This window comes from Rickettsia endosymbiont of Polydrusus tereticollis (assembly GCF_964026385.1).
Taxonomy (GTDB): domain Bacteria; phylum Pseudomonadota; class Alphaproteobacteria; order Rickettsiales; family Rickettsiaceae; genus Rickettsia.
Genome location: NZ_OZ032142.1, coordinates 530,021 through 548,354, shown reverse-complemented (window position 1 = coordinate 548,354; position 18,334 = coordinate 530,021). Strand labels below are relative to the sequence as shown.

The window sequence follows — 18,334 nt, the reverse complement described above, 5'->3', positions numbered from 1 at the left end:
TAATTCAAACACTTTATATATTTTATTAAATTAACTACTAAAAGCTGCTTCAATACAAGCAAAAGTTGCAATTTTTAATATATCATTAGCAGTAGCACCGGTTTGTAAAATTTGAACCGGATATTTAAAACCGTTGGTTATTGGACCGATAAAGCTATTTGAAGAAAATTCTTGAAGTAATTCGGTAGAGATAGCAGCGGAATTTAAACCAGGCATAATTAACACGTTGGCCGGTCCCGATAACCGACAAAATTCATATAATTTGCGTAAATTAGAATTCAGAGCTACATTTACCGACATTTCACCGTCATATTCAAAATCTAGCTTCATATTATTAAGTTCCGGCTCATCATCTTCCTGAAAATTATCTAATATTTTTACCGCTTCACGAATACGAGCGGTTTTTTCTTTAGTAGCATTACCAAAATTCGAGAAGGAAAGAAGTGCAACCCGCGGTGTCATGCCCATATTTTTAGCAATTTCTGCGGTCTGTACGGCAATTTGAGCAAGCTCCCAGCTATTTGGAAATTCAGTAATACTATTATCGGCAATAATTATGTTCTGCTCCTTAGCGATCATAATAGAATAGCCTAAAATTCTGCGATTCTGTTTTACCGAGATTACCCTCATTATATCTTCAAGGCTATCTGCATAACTCTTGGTGATCCCTGTTAGTACCGCATCCCCATCGCCGCACGCTATCATACAAGCGGCAAAAATATTTTTATCCGTTTTAACTAATTTTGCACAATCTCGGTAGAGATATCCTTTGCGTTGCAATCTTTCATATAAATAATCAATATATTTATCAAGATTCTTGTTAATAGCCGCATTCATTATTTCTATGTCGTCTAAATTAGTACCTTGCCCTATTTTTTTTAAAGTAGCTGCTATTTTTTCCTGACGTCCTATTATAATAGGATGACCTAGTTTATCGTCACGCATCATAATCGCTGCCATAATTACTTCTTCCTCTTCTCCTTCGGCAAATATGATTCTTTTAAGAGGTGCATTATGTATTTTTTCGGCAAGCAAACTCATATAATTAGAAGTAGGGTTTAGTCTACTTTCTAATTCTTTCTTATATTTATTAATATTAAAGTCGGTAATTTTAGCAACTTTACTATCTATCGCAGCTTTAGCAACGGCGAGCGGCACTACGGTAATTAATCGAGGATCGAAAGGCACGGGAATAATATAATCAGGTCCGAAAACCATTTTATAGCCGAAATAAGCTTTATATACTTCTTCCGGCACGGGCTTTCTAGCAAGACCCGCTATTGCCTGTGCAGCGGCTATTTTCATTTCTTGATTAATGGTTTTAGCTCGAACGTCCAAGGCTCCTCGAAAGATATACGGAAAGCCCATAACGTTATTAATTTGGTTATTATAATCAGAGCGACCCGTGGCAATAATTGCATCACTCCTAACTAACTTTATTTCCTCGGGGGTAATTTCCGGATCGGGGTTAGCCATGGCAAAAATAATCGGGTCTTTAGCCATTTTAGCCACCATTTCTTTTGATACCGCACCTTTTGAAGATAATCCTAAAAATACGTTAGCCGACGCCATAGCTTCCGAAAGAGTGCGTAAATCCGTCTCTTGTGCATACAGCTCTTTCCATTTATTCATGCCACTAGTGCGACCTTTATAGATTACTCCCTTCGTATCGCACAAAATTATATTTGACTTGTCGGCTCCAAGAGCTATCAATAACTCAATGCAGGCAATCGCTGCTGCTCCTGCACCGTTTACAACAATTTTAAGATCGCTAAACGAGCGGTTAGTAAGATGTGCGGCATTTATAAGTCCGGCAGCGGTAATAATTGCCGTTCCATGCTGATCATCATGAAATACCGGTATTTCCATGAGACTTTTCAGTTTTTCTTCAATTATAAAACATTCAGGGGCTTTAATATCTTCAAGGTTAATACCGCCAAAACTATAATTAAGATATTTTACCGCATTAATAAATTCCTCAGGATCTTCCGTATTAATCTCCAAATCTATAGCGTCGATATCGGCAAAATTTTTAAATAAAACTGCCTTGCCTTCCATCACCGGTTTTGAAGCAGCAGCACCTAAATTACCTAGCCCCAAAACAGCAGTGCCGTTAGATATTACTGCCACCATATTACCCCTTGCGGTATATTTATAAATATCATCGATATTTTTAGCAATCTCAAGGCAAGGAGCCGCCACACCCGGAGAATAAGCTAGAGACAAATCTTGCTGCGTAACTAAAGGCTTTGTCGGAGAAATAGCAATTTTTCCTGCTTTACCTTTGCTATGATATTCTAACGCTTCAGCGTAATTAATTTTATTCATTTCATCCATATATTTTATAATTATAATTATATTACTTGGTTGTAATTTATAACTTATAGAGATTTAGATCAAGAAATTATTAAAATGATCATAAAATACAAGGTATTTATAAGGTCCAGTGGGCTTTGGGCATTGTTGCGTGGATCCCTCAAACGTCATTGCGAGGAGGTACATCGTGCCGACGTGGCCATCCAGAAAATTAATAAAAATCCGTCATGACGAGGCGGCATTGTTGCGTGGCTCTATGGTCATTACAAGTATGGTGTCATAGTGGGGCGGCATTGTTGCGTTGTTGCATAGATAGAATTTTTGATGTCATTCCCGCGAAGGCGGGAATCCAGAGAATATTTAAGCGAATTATATAGTAAATTTCTATATAATTTTGCTTATTTTAAGTGTTTTTTCTGGATTCCCGCCTTCGCGGGAATGACATACTGCTACTTTTATCGATCCACGCAACAACACAGGATCAAATCACGGCATGACACCGTACGTTTTGCAAAAATTCGAGCCATATAACAACTTTGCTTCAATGAAAAAAAATAATATATTAAGATTTAATATATTATTAATAAATTGTTGATTTGTTAAAATTTATTATCTATAATGCCGTTCTAATTAATAATTACTTAACGATTAAATTGAGGAAAATAGATATGCCTAACCCGGATATTGCATGAAGTGAGATTTAAAGTAAGAAATTGAGTAATTTATAATATTAGCAATGATACTTTTGTAAAAATTTTGCCAAAAAGTGCTTTGAAGCCGTTATTTTCAAATTTTAGATGTAATGCCCCTTACCCCATTTTTTCTAAGCACCGGGAACAGTGCTAATCTAGGTTATTCTAATGCTAATTTCTTCATCACATGATTCCATACCTGTCGGTAAGGATATGATGAAGATAACAAAAACTTAATACGCCTAGTATTACGGATAATTACTACCCCAATTTTTAATAATTTTAAACGTATTGTACCTATTTGTGCTTTTGCTAATGCACTACCTTGTAATAAATTACCTCTGATATATTCTACTAAAGTGTATGCAAGACCCGATAAAATCATTCTGAGCTGATTAGCCCACCATCTATGACAAGAAGTACGATCTGCAAATAATTCTAGTTGTTGCTCTTTTATACGGTTTTCCATATCACCACGACCACAGTAAACTTTGTCGTATAAATCTTCAGGTTTATCTGATAAATTAGTTACTATATACCTTGGATTTTCTCCAAGCATTGTCATTTCTGCCTTACCAATTATTCTACGTTCATGACTCCAACTACCAGCCTTATATGGAAACTCACTAAAAAGACGTTGCTTTTCTTGGGTTATAATAAATGCTGCTTTTGACTTCTCCATTGTAGGTTTCAGTAACTCATTTAGTCTGTTATTTTGGGGCATTCCTACAATATATTTTATATTATGAATATCACACCAATCAAACATCTGATGACGACAAAATCCACTATCACCACGAAAAATAATCTTTACCTCTGGCCAAGCTTGGCGAAAACGTTTTACTAACAATGATAATATTGCCCAAGAATGTTTTGCTTGATCCTGCTTTGACGTCCTAAGATAACTAACTAACAGATGCTTTCCACAAAAAACATACAAAGGTAAAAAGCAATTATGACCGTAATAACCATGATAAAACTTACCTTCCTGTTGCCCATGAATTTCATCATCCGTAGCATCAAAATCAAGTATTAGCTGCTTTGGTACTATTTTATGAGACTTAATAAATTTATCAAGCATTAGTTCATGCACTTTAATTGCAAAGTGTCTATCAGCATTGTTTTCTATACGACATAAGGTAGAACTACTTGCCATATCATCAATTGTTTCCATAGCTGTTTGCATAGCAGGACATTTTCGTAGATAATTGTGGTCATTTAAATCTTCATAACCTAATGCAATACCATAAATTCGTTGCCTCAGCATTGTTGCCATATTATGGGTAATTTTACTACCATCTCGTCTATCAGGAAATATTTTAGCAAGCTCCTCTGTTATACCAAGCCTTTTATCTGCTTCTCTTAATAACAACACACCTCCATCGCTACTAATATCACCTCCAGTGAAATTTATCTCTATTGTCCGATTTTTTACTTTGGAAAACTGGTAACTATATGCTATACAATTTGTCATGACAAAATCCTTTGTATTATTCTAATGAAATACCAGTATTATACAGCTTTACGAGGATTTTGTCTCCTATATCTCATGCAATATCCGGGCTAAATTAACAATAAAGGAGAACGCTTTAAATCCTATTGTAAAATTAAGTGAAAATGCTCCAATGATTACAGTGTCAGTAGAGGGTAATGTAATAATTAGCGGTCCTTTTACTGTTACTGATAATATGCCTCTTACAATATGCGGTCTTACTGATATTGAAGTTTATGATAATCACAATCTTACAATTGCTAGTAGTGAGCTACCTTTAAATAATATTAATATTGTTCACGGTGCTATAAATTTAAATAATAATTATGAAGGAACAGTGCCTGTAGCTGTTTCTGTAGGAGAAAATAGTAAATTTACTCAAAGCGGTAAAGATTTGCCAATGAATTCAGTAACTATATGTGCACAATCAGATTTTAATTTTACTCATCATGGAGCTAATTACCATATTCATAATTCAGCTGAAGCACTTAGCACTTATGGCGATGCTAATGGATCAAACGTTGTTTTACCTGCTGGAGTGGGGGCTAAGATAGTAATTAACAACCCACATGAAAAATTAGATTCGATAATAGAAATTGCTAAAAATCCTGCATTAACTAGCCGTAAAGACCTTAAAAAATATGAAGAAAATAAAAAATTCTTAGATTCACTATCAGAAAATACTAATTTATCCGATGAAGCGAATAAGATTGATTCTTATATCAATCAGCATTATTTTGAGCTTACGAGGGTTGTAAAACAGAATAGTACTATAGGACTGCCTAATGAAATACTAACACATATTAGTTCTTATTTAAATTTGGATGATGTAATACAACCAGAATTAGTAGGAGAAACCCTTAGTTTTACAGGTGAGTAAAATTTATAGTTATTACTATAGTGTGGCGGCATTGTTGCGTGGATCAAATTTTTTATGTCATTCCCGCGGAGGCGGGAATCCAGAGAATATTTAAGCGAGTTATATAGTAAATTTTTATATAATTTTGCTTATTTTAAGTGTTTTTTCTGGATTCCCGCCTCCGCGGGAATGACATAAAAGGCAGCACGGGAATGGCATAGAAGATAGCGGGAATGACGTCGCAAACATCCCCCTCACCCCAACATATACATAATAATCGATAGAGTGATGAGTGAGAAAAAAGTAGTAAATGTTATGATAGATGCCATTGATTCCGGATCGCCGCCAAGTTGACGAGATAATACATACGCCGTGCTTGCACAAGGCAAACAGCTATATAATACCCCTACGGATTTGTTAACGCCGTCAATTGACATTAACCATAAAACTATTACCGTAACTAACGGAAAAGCTATTAATTTGACAAAACTTGTTAATATTACGTTAAATAAAAGTTCTTTATGGATAGTAAAATTAAGACCTGCCCCAACATTCAACATGCCTATAGCTAAAGCCGCATTAGATAGACTATCTAATGTTTTCTTCAAACCTAAATGTAGTTCAAGGTTAGAATAATTAAACATAAATCCGACAATACTGGCGATAATTAACGGATTGCGGATTATTAGCTTAACCATTAAAAGAATGCTGGTTTTAAGAGTAGTGGCTACTGATTTATCGGGAATATAATAAGCAAAAATTATAACCGATAAAATATTAGTAAAAATAATCATATAAGAAGAAATTACTGCAACTATCGCCAGCCCTTCTTCACCCAGTAGCGGAGCACTTATGCCAAAGAAAATGTAACTATTATAACGAATTGAACCTTGAAATATGGAAGTAAATTGTACTTTATTAATATTATATTTTTTCTGATAAATAGCTAAAATAATCGAGATAATACAAGTGGATATAATAAGAGCGAATACTAGTTTTATTATTGATGAAACGCTTAAATCCGCAGTGGACACGTAATTAAAAAGCATCGCCGGAAATAATACGAAATATGATAGTTTTTCTATCCCTCGCCAAAATTCTTCTGAAGTCAACCATTTTGTTTTGATAATACTACCAAGGATAGTAATCAAAAAAATAGGTAATGTACTAGAAAAAATATCGTTCATTTGTTAATAGTTTTGTTTTTATTTTAGCGTTGATGTCATTCGTGCGAAAGAATAACTTTGTTGTATAACTCTATGTCATTCCTGCGAAAGCAGGAATCCAGAAAAAACTATAAAAGTCATCCTGAATTTATTTCAGGATCTGTTGCAAGAGATGCTGAAACGAGTTCAGCATGACGCTAGACTGGATTCCCGCTTTCGCGGGAATGACACCCTTTTTGCAACAATTTCCGAGCCATGCAACAACACCCCGTTTTCGCAGGAATGACATCTTAAGCACTTTTACCTAGCTTCTCGTTGATTAGCTTTATCGTTTCCGCTACTCCGAAAAGCTTAATAAAAGTTCCAAGCCTTGGACCTTCACTTTGCCCGAGTAATATCTGATATAATTCTTTAAAATAATCACGTAAATTTTCATAACCGGCTTTCATACCGATATCATATATTGCCGTCTGAATTTCCTCAGATTCTGCATCAGCCGCTAAACTAACCAACATTTTTAAAATATCTTCTAAAATAATCTTGTGTTTAGCCGTCGGCGTTAAATATGATTTATACGCTTTAATAAAGTCATTAAAGTATTTTACCGCAAAATCTGCTAAATGATCAAGATATAAAGCAGTTTCAGCTGTTGCTTTCGGTTCATACCTTGTAATAAACGCCCAAAGTACTGATTTATCTGAAGGATTACATACTGAAGCTAAATTTAATAGTAATGCATAAGTAATGCCAAAAGTCTCAATTTTCGGTACTTGTCCGTGATGAATATGATAAACAGGATTGGCTAATTTCTTTACCGGCTCTTCTTCCGCATGATATTTTTTATTAAAAGTAATATATTCATCAACGTTTTTGGGTATTATATCAAAATATAACCTTTTTGCTCTAGTCGGCGATTGATACATAAAAAGCGACATACTTTCAAGCGGTGCATATTTTAGCCAATCGTCAACGCTGATGCTATTACCTTTAGATTTAGAAATTTTTTCGCCGTTTTCATCAAGAAATAATTCACAACATAATTGCACCGGCGGAACTCCGCCAAGAATTCGGCAAATCTCGGAATAAAGACGTGCATTTGCTAAATGATCTTTGCCGTACATTTCATAATCAATGCTTAAAGCCGCCCAGCGCATACCGAAATCCGGCTTCCATTGTAATTTACAATGTCCTTTTGTTACGGGTACTTCTACAAACTTACCTACTTCATTTTTATAAGTAACCGTGCCGCTACTCGGATCAATTTTTTCGATAGCTACCTGCAAAACTTTACCGGTATCAGGGCAAATAGGCATAAAAGGCGAATAGGTTGCCTTTCTCTCGGCTCGAAAAGTCGGCAGCATTAATTCCATTATTTCGTCATATTTTTCTAGTACTCGCATCATCATCTCATCAAACATACCTGATTTATAACAATACGTACTACTATAAAACTCATAGTTAAAGCTGAACCTATCAAGAAATGAACGCATTTTAGCATTCATATAATGACCGTAACTTTCATATTCGCCGAACGGATCGGGAATAGCAGTTAACGGCTGATCCATATGTGCAGCTACCATTTCAGGATTGGGGATATTACTCGGTACTTTACGTAACCCGTCCATATCATCGGAGAAACAAATTAATTTTGTCGGAATATCGGATAATTGTTTAAACGCTTCCTGCACCATAATTGTTCGAGTATTTTCTCCAAAAGTGCCGATATGCGGTAGTCCTGAAGGTCCGTAACCCGTTTCAAATAATACATAACCTTTAGCGGGTATTTTACCTTTTAAATGATCTAATATTTTTTTTGCCTCTAGAAAAGGCCAAGCATTTGACTTTATTGCATCTTCAAATATTTCTGACATTTTTTTATTTTACTTGTGCTATATTGATAATGAAAGATAATCTAATACTCAAATGATTTGGATAATTGGAATGTAAAACGAGGGGTGAGCACGCACAGCCTATACTTAATAGGTGAGCATGCGAATCCCCCGAAGTTTTGCATAAACAATTCTTCAAAGCAGAAGAGTATACACTAAATTTAATTAATTGTAAAATATGACTTGTGTTTTTTATAGTTTTAGACAATTTTATTAATTATAAAAAAAATTTAAATAACTATGTTAATTGTTTCAGTTATAAATTTCGTTAGAAAAGATAATTTTCGTATCCTGCATTTAGGGCTAATTACGATTTCTATAATTGCTTTAACTACCGCTTATTTTGCCGAATATATATTACATTATACTCCTTGCCCCTTATGTGTATATGAAAGATTTCCTTATTTAACTTTAATTAAAATTTCTTTAACTGCTTTACTGATTAAAAAATTAAGTAAATATAGTTTAGGTTTTATTTTCCTTACTATACTTAGTTCCTGCTTATTATCTACTTACCATAGCGGCATAGAGAGAGGAATTTTTGAGCCGAGTGCTCTTTGCTCCTCAATGGTTCATATCCCGAAAGGTTTATCTATAAAACATATTAAAGAAATATTTTATAGTCAGCCGATAACCTCCTGTACTAAAGCAACATTAAAAATATTCGATTTATCAATGACCGAATATAATTTGCTGTTAAATCTTTGCCTTTTATTTGGGCTATTAATTATTTGGTTTTATCCAAAAGATAAAAATTTAGAAGCGTGAATGTCATTCCTCTTTATGTCATTCCAGCCTGGGGGCGTTGTTGCGTGGATCGAAAAAAGTGCCGTATGTCATTCCCGCAAAAGCGGGAATCCAGACTTTTTTTGTCATGCTGAACTCGTTTCAGTATCTTTTTTAGTAGATCCTGAAATAAATTCAGGATGACTTAAAAATATTTTTTTCTGGATTCCCGCTTTTGCGGGAATGACATCGGAAATTCGAACCATGCAACAACGCCTAAGCATGTTATGCATTACATGTATTATAAAACTCTGTTATTTTATCCTTTACCGCTATCGGATCATTCATTAAATTAATAGCTCCCCTAAATTCTGCCGAGTTAGGTAGACCGCTACTATACCAACCTATATGTTTTCGAGCAAGTGGCACACCGGTATTACTGCCGTAATATTCTAATAATGCTTCATAATGTTCAATGATTATACTAAGCTGCTCAGCTATAGAAGGGGGTGGGGTTTCTTCACCGGTTTGCAAATAATGAGCGATTTGTGAAGTTAGCCACGGCTTGCCGTAAGCACCTCTACCTATCATAATCCCGTCTGCCCCTGATTGTTTTAAAGCCTCTTTAGCTTTGTCAAAACTATTAATATCACCGTTGGCAATAACCGGAATTTTAACCTCTTCTTTGACGTGCCTTATAAACTCCCAATCGGCACTGCCTGAATAAAACTGGCATCTTGTCCTTCCGTGAACGGTAATCATTTGAATTCCTGAGTCTTCGGCAATTTTTGCAAGCATCGGTGCATTTCTGGTTTGATCGTCCCAGCCTGTACGCATCTTAACGGTTACCGGAACTTTTACCGCCTTAACGGTTGCTGCAAAAATTTTTGCCGCCAGTCCCTCATCTCTCATTAAAGCCGAACCGGAATAGCCGCCTACTACTTTTTTTGCCGGACAGCCAAAATTAAGGTCAATAATCTTAGCACCCATATCTTCGTTCATTTTTGCCGATTCCGCTATAACCTCAGGCTCGCAACCGGCAAGCTGAACGCATGCACCGGTTTCGTCATCATGAATGATTGCACATTTTTGTAAGGATTGCCGTGATTCTACAATCATTGCTCTACTTGCTACCATCTCTGAAACTACAAGACCGGCACCGAATTTTTTGACTAACTTCCTAAAAACTAAATCCGTAACGCCCGACATAGGTGCCAATATCACGTTAGAAGCTAGTGTTATATTACCGATTTTAATCATTTATATGCTCACTTCAAGAATTGGAAATTGTCACCCTATGACTATAGCGGCGTTGTTACGTGGATCGATAAAAGTAGCAGTATGTCATTCCCGCGTAGGCGGGAATCCAGAAAAAACACTTAAAATAAGCAAAATTATATAAAAATTTACTATATAATTCGCTTAAATATTCTCTGGATTCCCGCTTTCGCGGGAATAACATCAAAAGTTCTAGCCATGCAACAACACTCCCTTACTTCCCCGATGACAAGGTAGAGTATACGCCGTTTTCTTTTCTAATAATATCATACTGCCTTTGTGCTATTGAGTCGACAAAATGAATATTACCGGATAAACCGATATAAGGTTGACGGCTTTTCATTCTATTTAAAAATCGCTCTAAAGCAAATTCTTCGCCGATATAGCTAGCGGTCATCCTGCCAAGGTCGTAGGCTAAAGCGTGCATAAAATTTATATGATTAATTCCGAGCTCTCTAGCTCTTTCAGGCACATTGCTATTAACAATATTTAAAGAACCGGTAAAATTAATATTAATATTCTCCGGATAATCGATATCAATACGATTATCGCCGATTAAAATAGCTTTTTTGTCTAAATTATGTTTCGCTATACTAGATGCAACTAAATTTAAATTCTTTGGGTCATCCGATAAATAAATCACCGGTTTTGCTGAATCTTCTCTTTCATTGATGATATCAACATTATCGGAAATAATCGCTGCCGCTTTTGCTATCGATTCAGGAGTATCAAGATAAAATGCAGTGCGTACCAAAGTTGCACTTTTCTGAATTAATAGATTTTGTATTACTTGATTAACGGTTTGAGAATGCTTTCCTTCAGGTAAGAGAGCCATAAAATCCTTATAATTATTATCGCCGAAATAATTGATGATTCTAATTAACTGTTTTAAAGGTGCATGTCCGAAAACAAATAATTTTTCTTCTGCTAATACCGGATTATTAGACATGGTTATAATAATAATGTCGTTTGCTCTTGCTTTCTCGGCTATTAGCGAAGTAAAATTAGAATATAAAGGTCCAAGGATGATCTTGGTTTTACGCTTTACTATCTTATCCATAGCGGCAAGTACGTTTTTTTCATCCGATCCGTCATAAGAAATAACGTGGATATAAGATTTTACCGCATCGCTAAGACCCATTTTAATTAAATCTTTATATTGCTTGCCTGCTACTCCGTCTGCTCCGGTCGTCGGCATTAAAATTGCAATCTCAATTTCTTCTTTCACGGGTTTTGGTTTTGTTACAGGGATTTCTTCCTTAACGCTTTGACAAGCCGATAGATAAACTAGGCAAAAAAATGATAAAGTGATTCTGAGATTCAGTGAAGTTTTTTCAAATAATCTAATTCTGGCTCTTTTTTGCTGCAAATTATAAGATTTTTTTGAAATAGGAGTAGCTATTCCTTCAAAAATCTTATTAATTTTCGCTAAAAAATATCCTATAATATAAATTATTTGAAAAAACTTCACTGAACCTAAAAATTTTTGTTTTATACTAGCCATAAAATATTATTATAAAATTTAAAAAATTATGAATCTGAAATCTGGATTGTATATTGTTTCAACACCCATAGGAAATTTAGAAGATATAACGTTACGGGCATTATCAACCTTAAAAAACTCGAGCATTATTTTGTGCGAGGATACCAGAATATCGCAAAAATTACTAGCAAAACATGGGATTAAGGTAAAATTACAAGTTTATAATGACCATAGTGACGAACAGAATAGGAAAAATATTGCAAGGTTAATTGATCAAGGGGAAGTAGTTAGTCTTATATCCGATGCAGGTACGCCTTTAATTTCCGACCCGGGGTATAAGTTAGTACGAGAATTATGCACCCTTAATTATCATATAGAAATAGCCCCCGGGGTTTCATCGCCGATTGCCGCTTTAACTTTATCGGCTCTTCCGACCGATCGGTTTTTATTTTGCGGTTTCTTGCCTAAAACAATCGAAGGTAAAAAGAAAATTTTTAATGAATTTGCAAATCTTCGTGCTACTTTAATCTTTTTTGATACGGCAATACGCCTAATAGAGTCGTTAGTTATAGCTAAAGAAGTTTTAGGCAATAGAGAAATATGCGTAGCGAGGGAGCTGACAAAGCTTTACCAGCAGGTAAAAACAGCACCAATTAACGAGGTAATCGAATTTTATCAAAATAATCCTTTAAAAGGCGAGATAGTTTTATTAATTTCCGGCTTAGCTGATGAAAATGATGAAAAATTAATAAGTGATTTACAAGCCTTTATAAAACTGTCATTAGCTAAAAACCTAACTGCCAAAACTACCACTGACCTTGCTTATGAACGATTTGGCAATAGCTATAGCAGAAAGGAAATATATAAGGAGGTGAATCAAATGAAGGGTAAAGGTATTATTGGTAAAGTTCATGATTGAAATTAGAATTTAGAATTTTCTTTTTTTGCTTCTTGATATTTTTGTTCAAGAAACTCGTCTACAAGCGAACCTAAATTATGATTATATTGCTTTAACAAATTTTGAGCTTCTTTTATTGCTTTTTTTATACTTATTATACGCAATTCATCATTAACGGTATTTATAATAAAAGAGTCTCCCGGTTTATATTTCAGAGAGTTTCTAATTTGATGAGGAATTAATATCCTACCGTTTTTATCTAAGTGAGTATGTAAAGCTTTCATAACTTAGTTCCTTTTATGACTAGTATTAAATTATGCCATGTTGTATAAAACGTGTCAAATAGTAATATTACGGTAGAATATGATCCGATGGAAGAACCTCCCCTGCTCTTTTTTCGAAAGCATTAATCATTTTTTCCGTTGCTTTGACAAAATACCCCCCTATCAATTTATCTAATATACTCGATTGCATTTTAAAATCGATATTAAACTCTACTAAACTTCCTTTAACATCCGGTGAAAATTGCCATATATTCTTTAAATATTTAAAAGGTCCGGAAATAGCTTCGACATTAATTAAATATCTTTCGCCGTCTAATATTTTACATGTAATACTTGATTGATATTTTTCCGAAAATCCTTTTACCTGCAGCACTAACTCGGCAATAATTTGTTCATTATTTTTAGAAATAATTTTAGCAGCCGCACACCAAGGCAAAAATTTAGGATATGCTTCTATATCAAGCACTAAATAAAATAATTCGACAGGGCTATACGGCAAGATTTTTACTTGACTAAATGAAGGCATAAAATTCGGTTAATTTCATATGGATAAGATATACTGCTCGTATTTCAAGAATTAGATTTTATTTTGAAGGGTGAACGCACGCAGCCTATACTTAATAGGTGAGTACGTGAATCCCTGATAAAATGAAAAAATAATTCTTGAAAGATGAGTAGTATACTAAAAATCTGTTACTTTGCCTTTATGCTGCCAATCGCCGTATCTTGTAGGTTCTAACCCTTTGGCTCCGCCTATTTCTTTACTGCTTTCTTTTTCTTTTGGCAAATTTTCTTCTTCTAATATATTATCTTTTTTATTATCCATAGTTTGATATTTTTTAATTTATGAAATTTTCCAACCTTAATAGAATTTATATTAATAATGCCTTAGCTGCAAATAGTAAAATAGAATTAACAGACAATCAGGGACATTATATTAAAACGGTGCTGCGATTAAAAATACAAGATCAGTTTCGAGTCTTTAATAATGTCGACGGCGAATTTATAGCACAAATTAACAATATCGGCAAAAATAATTTATCTATAAACATTACGAATCTTTTAAGAAAGCCGACGCCGCTACCATCCTTAACGCTAGGGCTAGCAATAATAAAACCGGAAAATTTTTTGCTAGCAATAAATATGGCAACGCAACTCGGCGTGACTAAAATTGTGCCGTTAATTACGGAAAGATGCCAGTTAAGAAATGTTAATAATGAGCGTTTGCTTAAATGCACTATTGAAGCAACTGAGCAATCGGAACGGCTTAGCCCGGATATTGCATGAGATATAGGAGACAAAATCCTCGTAAAGCTGTATAATACTGGTATTTCATTAGAATAATACAAAGGATTTTGTCATGACAAATTGTATAGCATATAGTTACCAGTTTTCCAAAGTAAAAAATCGGACAATAGAGATAAATTTCACTGGAGGTGATATTAGTAGCGATGGAGGTGTGTTGTTATTAAGAGAAGCAGATAAAAGGCTTGGTATAACAGAGGAGCTTGCTAAAATATTTCCTGATAGACGAGATGGTAGTAAAATTACCCATAATATGGCAACAATGCTGAGGCAACGAATTTATGGTATTGCATTAGGTTATGAAGATTTAAATGACCACAATTATCTACGAAAATGTCCTGCTATGCAAACAGCTATGGAAACAATTGATGATATGGCAAGTAGTTCTACCTTATGTCGTATAGAAAACAATGCTGATAGACACTTTGCAATTAAAGTGCATGAACTAATGCTTGATAAATTTATTAAGTCTCATAAAATAGTACCAAAGCAGCTAATACTTGATTTTGATGCTACGGATGATGAAATTCATGGGCAACAGGAAGGTAAGTTTTATCATGGTTATTACGGTCATAATTGCTTTTTACCTTTGTATGTTTTTTGTGGAAAGCATCTGTTAGTTAGTTATCTTAGGACGTCAAAGCAGGATCAAGCAAAACATTCTTGGGCAATATTATCATTGTTAGTAAAACGTTTTCGCCAAGCTTGGCCAGAGGTAAAGATTATTTTTCGTGGTGATAGTGGATTTTGTCGTCATCAGATGTTTGATTGGTGTGATATTCATAATATAAAATATATTGTAGGAATGCCCCAAAATAACAGACTAAATGAGTTACTGAAACCTACAATGGAGAAGTCAAAAGCAGCATTTATTATAACCCAAGAAAAGCAACGTCTTTTTAGTGAGTTTCCATATAAGGCTGGTAGTTGGAGTCATGAACGTAGAATAATTGGTAAGGCAGAAATGACAATGCTTGGAGAAAATCCAAGGTATATAGTAACTAATTTATCAGATAAACCTGAAGATTTATACGACAAAGTTTACTGTGGTCGTGGTGATATGGAAAACCGTATAAAAGAGCAACAACTAGAATTATTTGCAGATCGTACTTCTTGTCATAGATGGTGGGCTAATCAGCTCAGAATGATTTTATCGGGTCTTGCATACACTTTAGTAGAATATATCAGAGGTAATTTATTACAAGGTAGTGCATTAGCAAAAGCACAAATAGGTACAATACGTTTAAAATTATTAAAAATTGGGGTAGTAATTATCCGTAATACTAGGCGTATTAAGTTTTTGTTATCTTCATCATATCCTTACCGACAGGTATGGAATCATGTGATGAAGAAATTAGCATTAGAATAACCTAGATTAGCACTGTTCCCGGTGCTTAGAAAAAATGGGGTAAGGGGCATTACATCTAAAATTTGAAAATAACGGCTTCAAAGCACTTTTTGGCAAAATTTTTACAAAAGTATCATTGCTAATATTATAAATTACTCAATTTCTTACTTTAAATCTCACTTCATGCAATATCCGGGTTAGCCCGCCAATTATCGAGCCGGTTATTTCGCTTGAACAATTTTTAAAAAACCATAGCAATAACCTAATATTATATGCTAATGAGTGCGAGGATAAAGCTAATTCTTTGCTTAAAATTTTACCTAGCGGCTTAAATAATGTATCGGATATTTTATTTATTGTCGGACCTGAAGAGGGATTTAGTAGCGGCGAACTCGAAAAATTAGCCGCCCAAGGAAACACTAAATCTTTTAACCTTAGTGCTTATATCTTACGAACCGAAACCGCTGTTGCTGTCGGTTTGGCACAGATAGGATTGGTTAGGAGCTTTTAGAAATATTAAATTATTCCTAAAATTCTTTATTTCGTCGTTTGACATCAATCATCTTATTGTAGTATTCCGCAGCCTCATCAAGGCGACCGAGTTTTTCAAATAACATACCTTTTCTATCGTAAAGCTTTGCATTAGCTGGATCATTCATTATTAATCGATCATATTCTGCAAGTAGTTCTTCATATTTATCAGCTTTCTCTAATATATAAATTAGCTCTTCCGTTAAAATCTCTGAGTATGGGGTATCAAAATTTTTATTATTCCTTAAAGTTTCTAAAGCTTCATCATATTTATTAAGCTTACATAAAATTTTAGCTTTTAATTGTACACATATTTCTAAGTCGTATAAAGGATACTGCATAATTCCTTTATTTAAGCATATTATAGCTTCAGAATATTTACCTATTTCGTCTAGTATAACCGCTTTTTGATGGTATGAATAAGCACCTCCTAATTCAATTGCGTTATCACATGCTACCAATGCTTCTTCGATTTTCCCTAATTCCTTTAAAATTTCTGCTTGGCACGCATAAAAACGCCAATACAAATATTTTGTCTCTGTGTTTGGTGGCAACTTTATAGCTTTATTAATATATTCTAATGCTTGTTCATATTCTGATATTTTAAATAATGATTCACTTATTTTATAATAATTATATGGATCGAGGGGATGTTTTTTAATTCTATTATTAAAAGCTAAAATGGCAAGATCATATTTTTTTACTTCAAAAAGGATATCACCTTTTACGGCAAAAATGATATCATCATTTAAATACTTGGAGTCTTTGCTAAAATTAATTGCTTTATCAATGACCTTTAAAAGATCTTCTTCTCTATCTTCTAAAAAAAATAGAGCTTCAGTTTTTTGCCAGTATAATTCTGCATTTTTAGGTATAAGCGTAATTAGTTTATCATAAATTTTTATTGCTTCTTCGTAATTGCCGCTTCTATGAAATTCGTCAGCTTGCTGATATAAAGCTTGGTATTCTTTATTTTTAAAGAATAATTTTTTTAATCTTTGAAGTAGGGGCATTTTGAATGATCCTATAATTACTGTGAAAACTCACTCATCAATAAAACGCAGCTGGTTCTTAGATCAAGGTCATAATCTATAGTATTATATATTAAGCGTTTAATGTCAGTGAATTTATCAAGTAGTGAAGAAGGGGTTTTCGTCGGTAATTTATTTAATATTTTATCCTCTAAATCTGTAAGCTCGATATTAACGCCCGAAGATTTTTTTATAATTCGATTCATTAATTGTAAAATATTATCAATAAATTCTAACCATAATTCTCTATCCTTACCGGAAAATTGATTAATGAAAGCTAGCCTAGCATTTAAGTCCGTATAATCGGCAAGCGGCTTAATGAATTTTGCATATGCTTCATTACCTATAAAATATTTCGGCGATCTAATACTAATTTTAAAACACCTTGATCTTATGGTAGTAAGAATACTAGCGGCTTTTAAAGTAATTAAAAAAATATAACTATTTTTTGGGGTGTCCTCTAAGATTTTAAGGCAGGAATTCGCAGCGTTTAAATTCATTAAGTCTGCTTGATAGATTATAGCAACCTTGTAACCGGAAATGGCTGAAGTTTTATTTAAGAATTCTTGCAGCTTTCTTATCTGATCTACAGAAATATCTTTAGAATTGGCTGTAGCTGAAATTTCTTTTGCTACAAAATAATAATCAGGATGATTTTCTAAAGCAATATTCTCTCCGAATATTTTTTGGCGTATAAATTCTTGAACATCTTTTAAAGATTGATCTACGTCTTCGGTTTCAATAAGCCAGCTATTATAAAGTTTTTTTTGGTTAAAACTAAATTTAAGACGTTCGATTATCATATTTTTTGGGTATTGGTGTCGGTTTAGAGAATCGTCATTGCCGGCAATAGCCGGCATTGTTGCATGGCTCGAATTTTTGCAAAGCGTATGGGTTGTCATACCGTGGTCAAGCCCTGTGTTGTACGAACGTTAAAGAAAAGGCTGTGTCATTCTAGTTCCTTGATCACGGCATCCAGAAAAATAAAGCAGTATTAGGCTTATTTTAGAGTCTTTTTATGACATTATAGACTGGA

Annotated in this window: 15 protein-coding genes and 2 pseudogenes; 6 read left to right on the top strand and 11 right to left on the bottom strand. The window is 34.1% G+C overall.

What is annotated here, in order from left to right; genetic code table 11:
* Window positions 1-30 precede the first annotated feature (30 nt).
* Window positions 31-2,337 (bottom strand): NADP-dependent malic enzyme, encoded by a 2,307-nt coding sequence (locus AAGD48_RS02525; protein ID WP_341790328.1) that lies wholly within the window; start codon window positions 2,335-2,337, stop codon window positions 31-33.
* 831 nt (window positions 2,338-3,168) lie between these two features.
* Window positions 3,169-4,482, bottom strand: a complete 1,314-nt coding sequence (locus AAGD48_RS02520; RefSeq protein ID WP_341789277.1) for an IS1380 family transposase — start codon at window positions 4,480-4,482, stop codon at window positions 3,169-3,171.
* Between the two features lie 214 nt (window positions 4,483-4,696).
* Here AAGD48_RS02520 and AAGD48_RS02515 point away from each other — a divergent pair, with 214 nt between their 5' ends.
* A complete protein-coding gene (locus AAGD48_RS02515; RefSeq protein ID WP_341790327.1) occupies window positions 4,697-5,380 on the top strand; it encodes a hypothetical protein in 684 nt (227 codons plus the stop codon).
* A gap of 233 nt (window positions 5,381-5,613) precedes the next feature.
* Here the strand turns inward: AAGD48_RS02515 and AAGD48_RS02510 are convergent, their stop codons facing one another.
* Together AAGD48_RS02510 and AAGD48_RS02505 are read right to left on the bottom strand one after the other, a co-directional pair.
* On the bottom strand, window positions 5,614-6,546 hold the full coding sequence (locus AAGD48_RS02510; RefSeq protein WP_341790326.1) for an AEC family transporter: 933 nt from the start codon (window positions 6,544-6,546) through the stop codon (window positions 5,614-5,616).
* A gap of 269 nt (window positions 6,547-6,815) precedes the next feature.
* Window positions 6,816-8,396, bottom strand: a complete 1,581-nt coding sequence (locus AAGD48_RS02505; protein WP_341790325.1) for a lysine--tRNA ligase — start codon at window positions 8,394-8,396, stop codon at window positions 6,816-6,818.
* A gap of 258 nt (window positions 8,397-8,654) precedes the next feature.
* Here AAGD48_RS02505 and AAGD48_RS02500 point away from each other — a divergent pair, with 258 nt between their 5' ends.
* Window positions 8,655-9,182, top strand: coding sequence for a disulfide bond formation protein B (locus tag AAGD48_RS02500; protein ID WP_341790324.1), 528 nt, complete (start codon window positions 8,655-8,657; stop codon window positions 9,180-9,182).
* 243 nt (window positions 9,183-9,425) lie between these two features.
* Here the strand turns inward: AAGD48_RS02500 and dusB are convergent, their stop codons facing one another.
* On the bottom strand, window positions 9,426-10,400 hold the full coding sequence (gene dusB / locus AAGD48_RS02495) for a tRNA dihydrouridine synthase DusB (protein WP_341790323.1): 975 nt from the start codon (window positions 10,398-10,400) through the stop codon (window positions 9,426-9,428).
* A gap of 232 nt (window positions 10,401-10,632) precedes the next feature.
* Window positions 10,633-11,922: a penicillin-binding protein activator gene (locus AAGD48_RS02490; RefSeq protein ID WP_341790322.1), complete on the bottom strand. Its 1,290-nt coding sequence runs from the start codon at window positions 11,920-11,922 to the stop codon at window positions 10,633-10,635.
* Between the two features lie 28 nt (window positions 11,923-11,950).
* Here AAGD48_RS02490 and rsmI point away from each other — a divergent pair, with 28 nt between their 5' ends.
* Entirely contained in the window at window positions 11,951-12,820 is an 870-nt protein-coding gene (gene rsmI / locus AAGD48_RS02485) for a 16S rRNA (cytidine(1402)-2'-O)-methyltransferase (RefSeq protein ID WP_341790321.1), read from the top strand.
* Between the two features lie 2 nt (window positions 12,821-12,822).
* Here the strand turns inward: rsmI and AAGD48_RS02480 are convergent, their stop codons facing one another.
* The 3 genes and pseudogenes from AAGD48_RS02480 to AAGD48_RS02470 form a co-directional block, all read right to left on the bottom strand.
* A complete protein-coding gene (locus tag AAGD48_RS02480) occupies window positions 12,823-13,083 on the bottom strand; it encodes an AbrB/MazE/SpoVT family DNA-binding domain-containing protein (protein ID WP_341790320.1) in 261 nt (86 codons plus the stop codon).
* Window positions 13,084-13,150: 67 nt separating this feature from the next.
* Window positions 13,151-13,609 (bottom strand): type II toxin-antitoxin system RatA family toxin, encoded by a 459-nt coding sequence (locus tag AAGD48_RS02475; protein ID WP_341790319.1) that lies wholly within the window; start codon window positions 13,607-13,609, stop codon window positions 13,151-13,153.
* Window positions 13,610-13,765: 156 nt separating this feature from the next.
* Window positions 13,766-13,891: pseudogene (locus AAGD48_RS02470) on the bottom strand (DUF1674 domain-containing protein); the annotation flags it as partial.
* A 38-nt stretch (window positions 13,892-13,929) separates the two neighbouring features.
* Here AAGD48_RS02470 and AAGD48_RS02465 point away from each other — a divergent pair.
* The 3 genes and pseudogenes from AAGD48_RS02465 to AAGD48_RS10615 all read left to right on the top strand — a co-directional run.
* Window positions 13,930-14,364: pseudogene (locus tag AAGD48_RS02465) on the top strand (16S rRNA (uracil(1498)-N(3))-methyltransferase); the annotation flags it as partial.
* 79 nt (window positions 14,365-14,443) lie between these two features.
* Entirely contained in the window at window positions 14,444-15,757 is a 1,314-nt protein-coding gene (locus tag AAGD48_RS02460; protein ID WP_341789277.1) for an IS1380 family transposase, read from the top strand.
* A 130-nt stretch (window positions 15,758-15,887) separates the two neighbouring features.
* Window positions 15,888-16,247 carry an RsmE family RNA methyltransferase gene (locus AAGD48_RS10615; RefSeq protein ID WP_410526031.1) on the top strand — a complete coding sequence of 120 codons (360 nt, stop codon included), beginning with the start codon at window positions 15,888-15,890 and terminating at the stop codon, window positions 16,245-16,247.
* 16 nt (window positions 16,248-16,263) lie between these two features.
* Here the strand turns inward: AAGD48_RS10615 and AAGD48_RS02450 are convergent, their stop codons facing one another.
* Together AAGD48_RS02450 and AAGD48_RS02445 are read right to left on the bottom strand one after the other, a co-directional pair.
* Window positions 16,264-17,280: a tetratricopeptide repeat protein gene (locus AAGD48_RS02450; RefSeq protein ID WP_341790317.1), complete on the bottom strand. Its 1,017-nt coding sequence runs from the start codon at window positions 17,278-17,280 to the stop codon at window positions 16,264-16,266.
* 17 nt (window positions 17,281-17,297) lie between these two features.
* A complete protein-coding gene (locus AAGD48_RS02445; protein ID WP_341790707.1) occupies window positions 17,298-18,101 on the bottom strand; it encodes a DNA polymerase III subunit delta' in 804 nt (267 codons plus the stop codon).
* Window positions 18,102-18,334 lie beyond the last annotated feature (233 nt).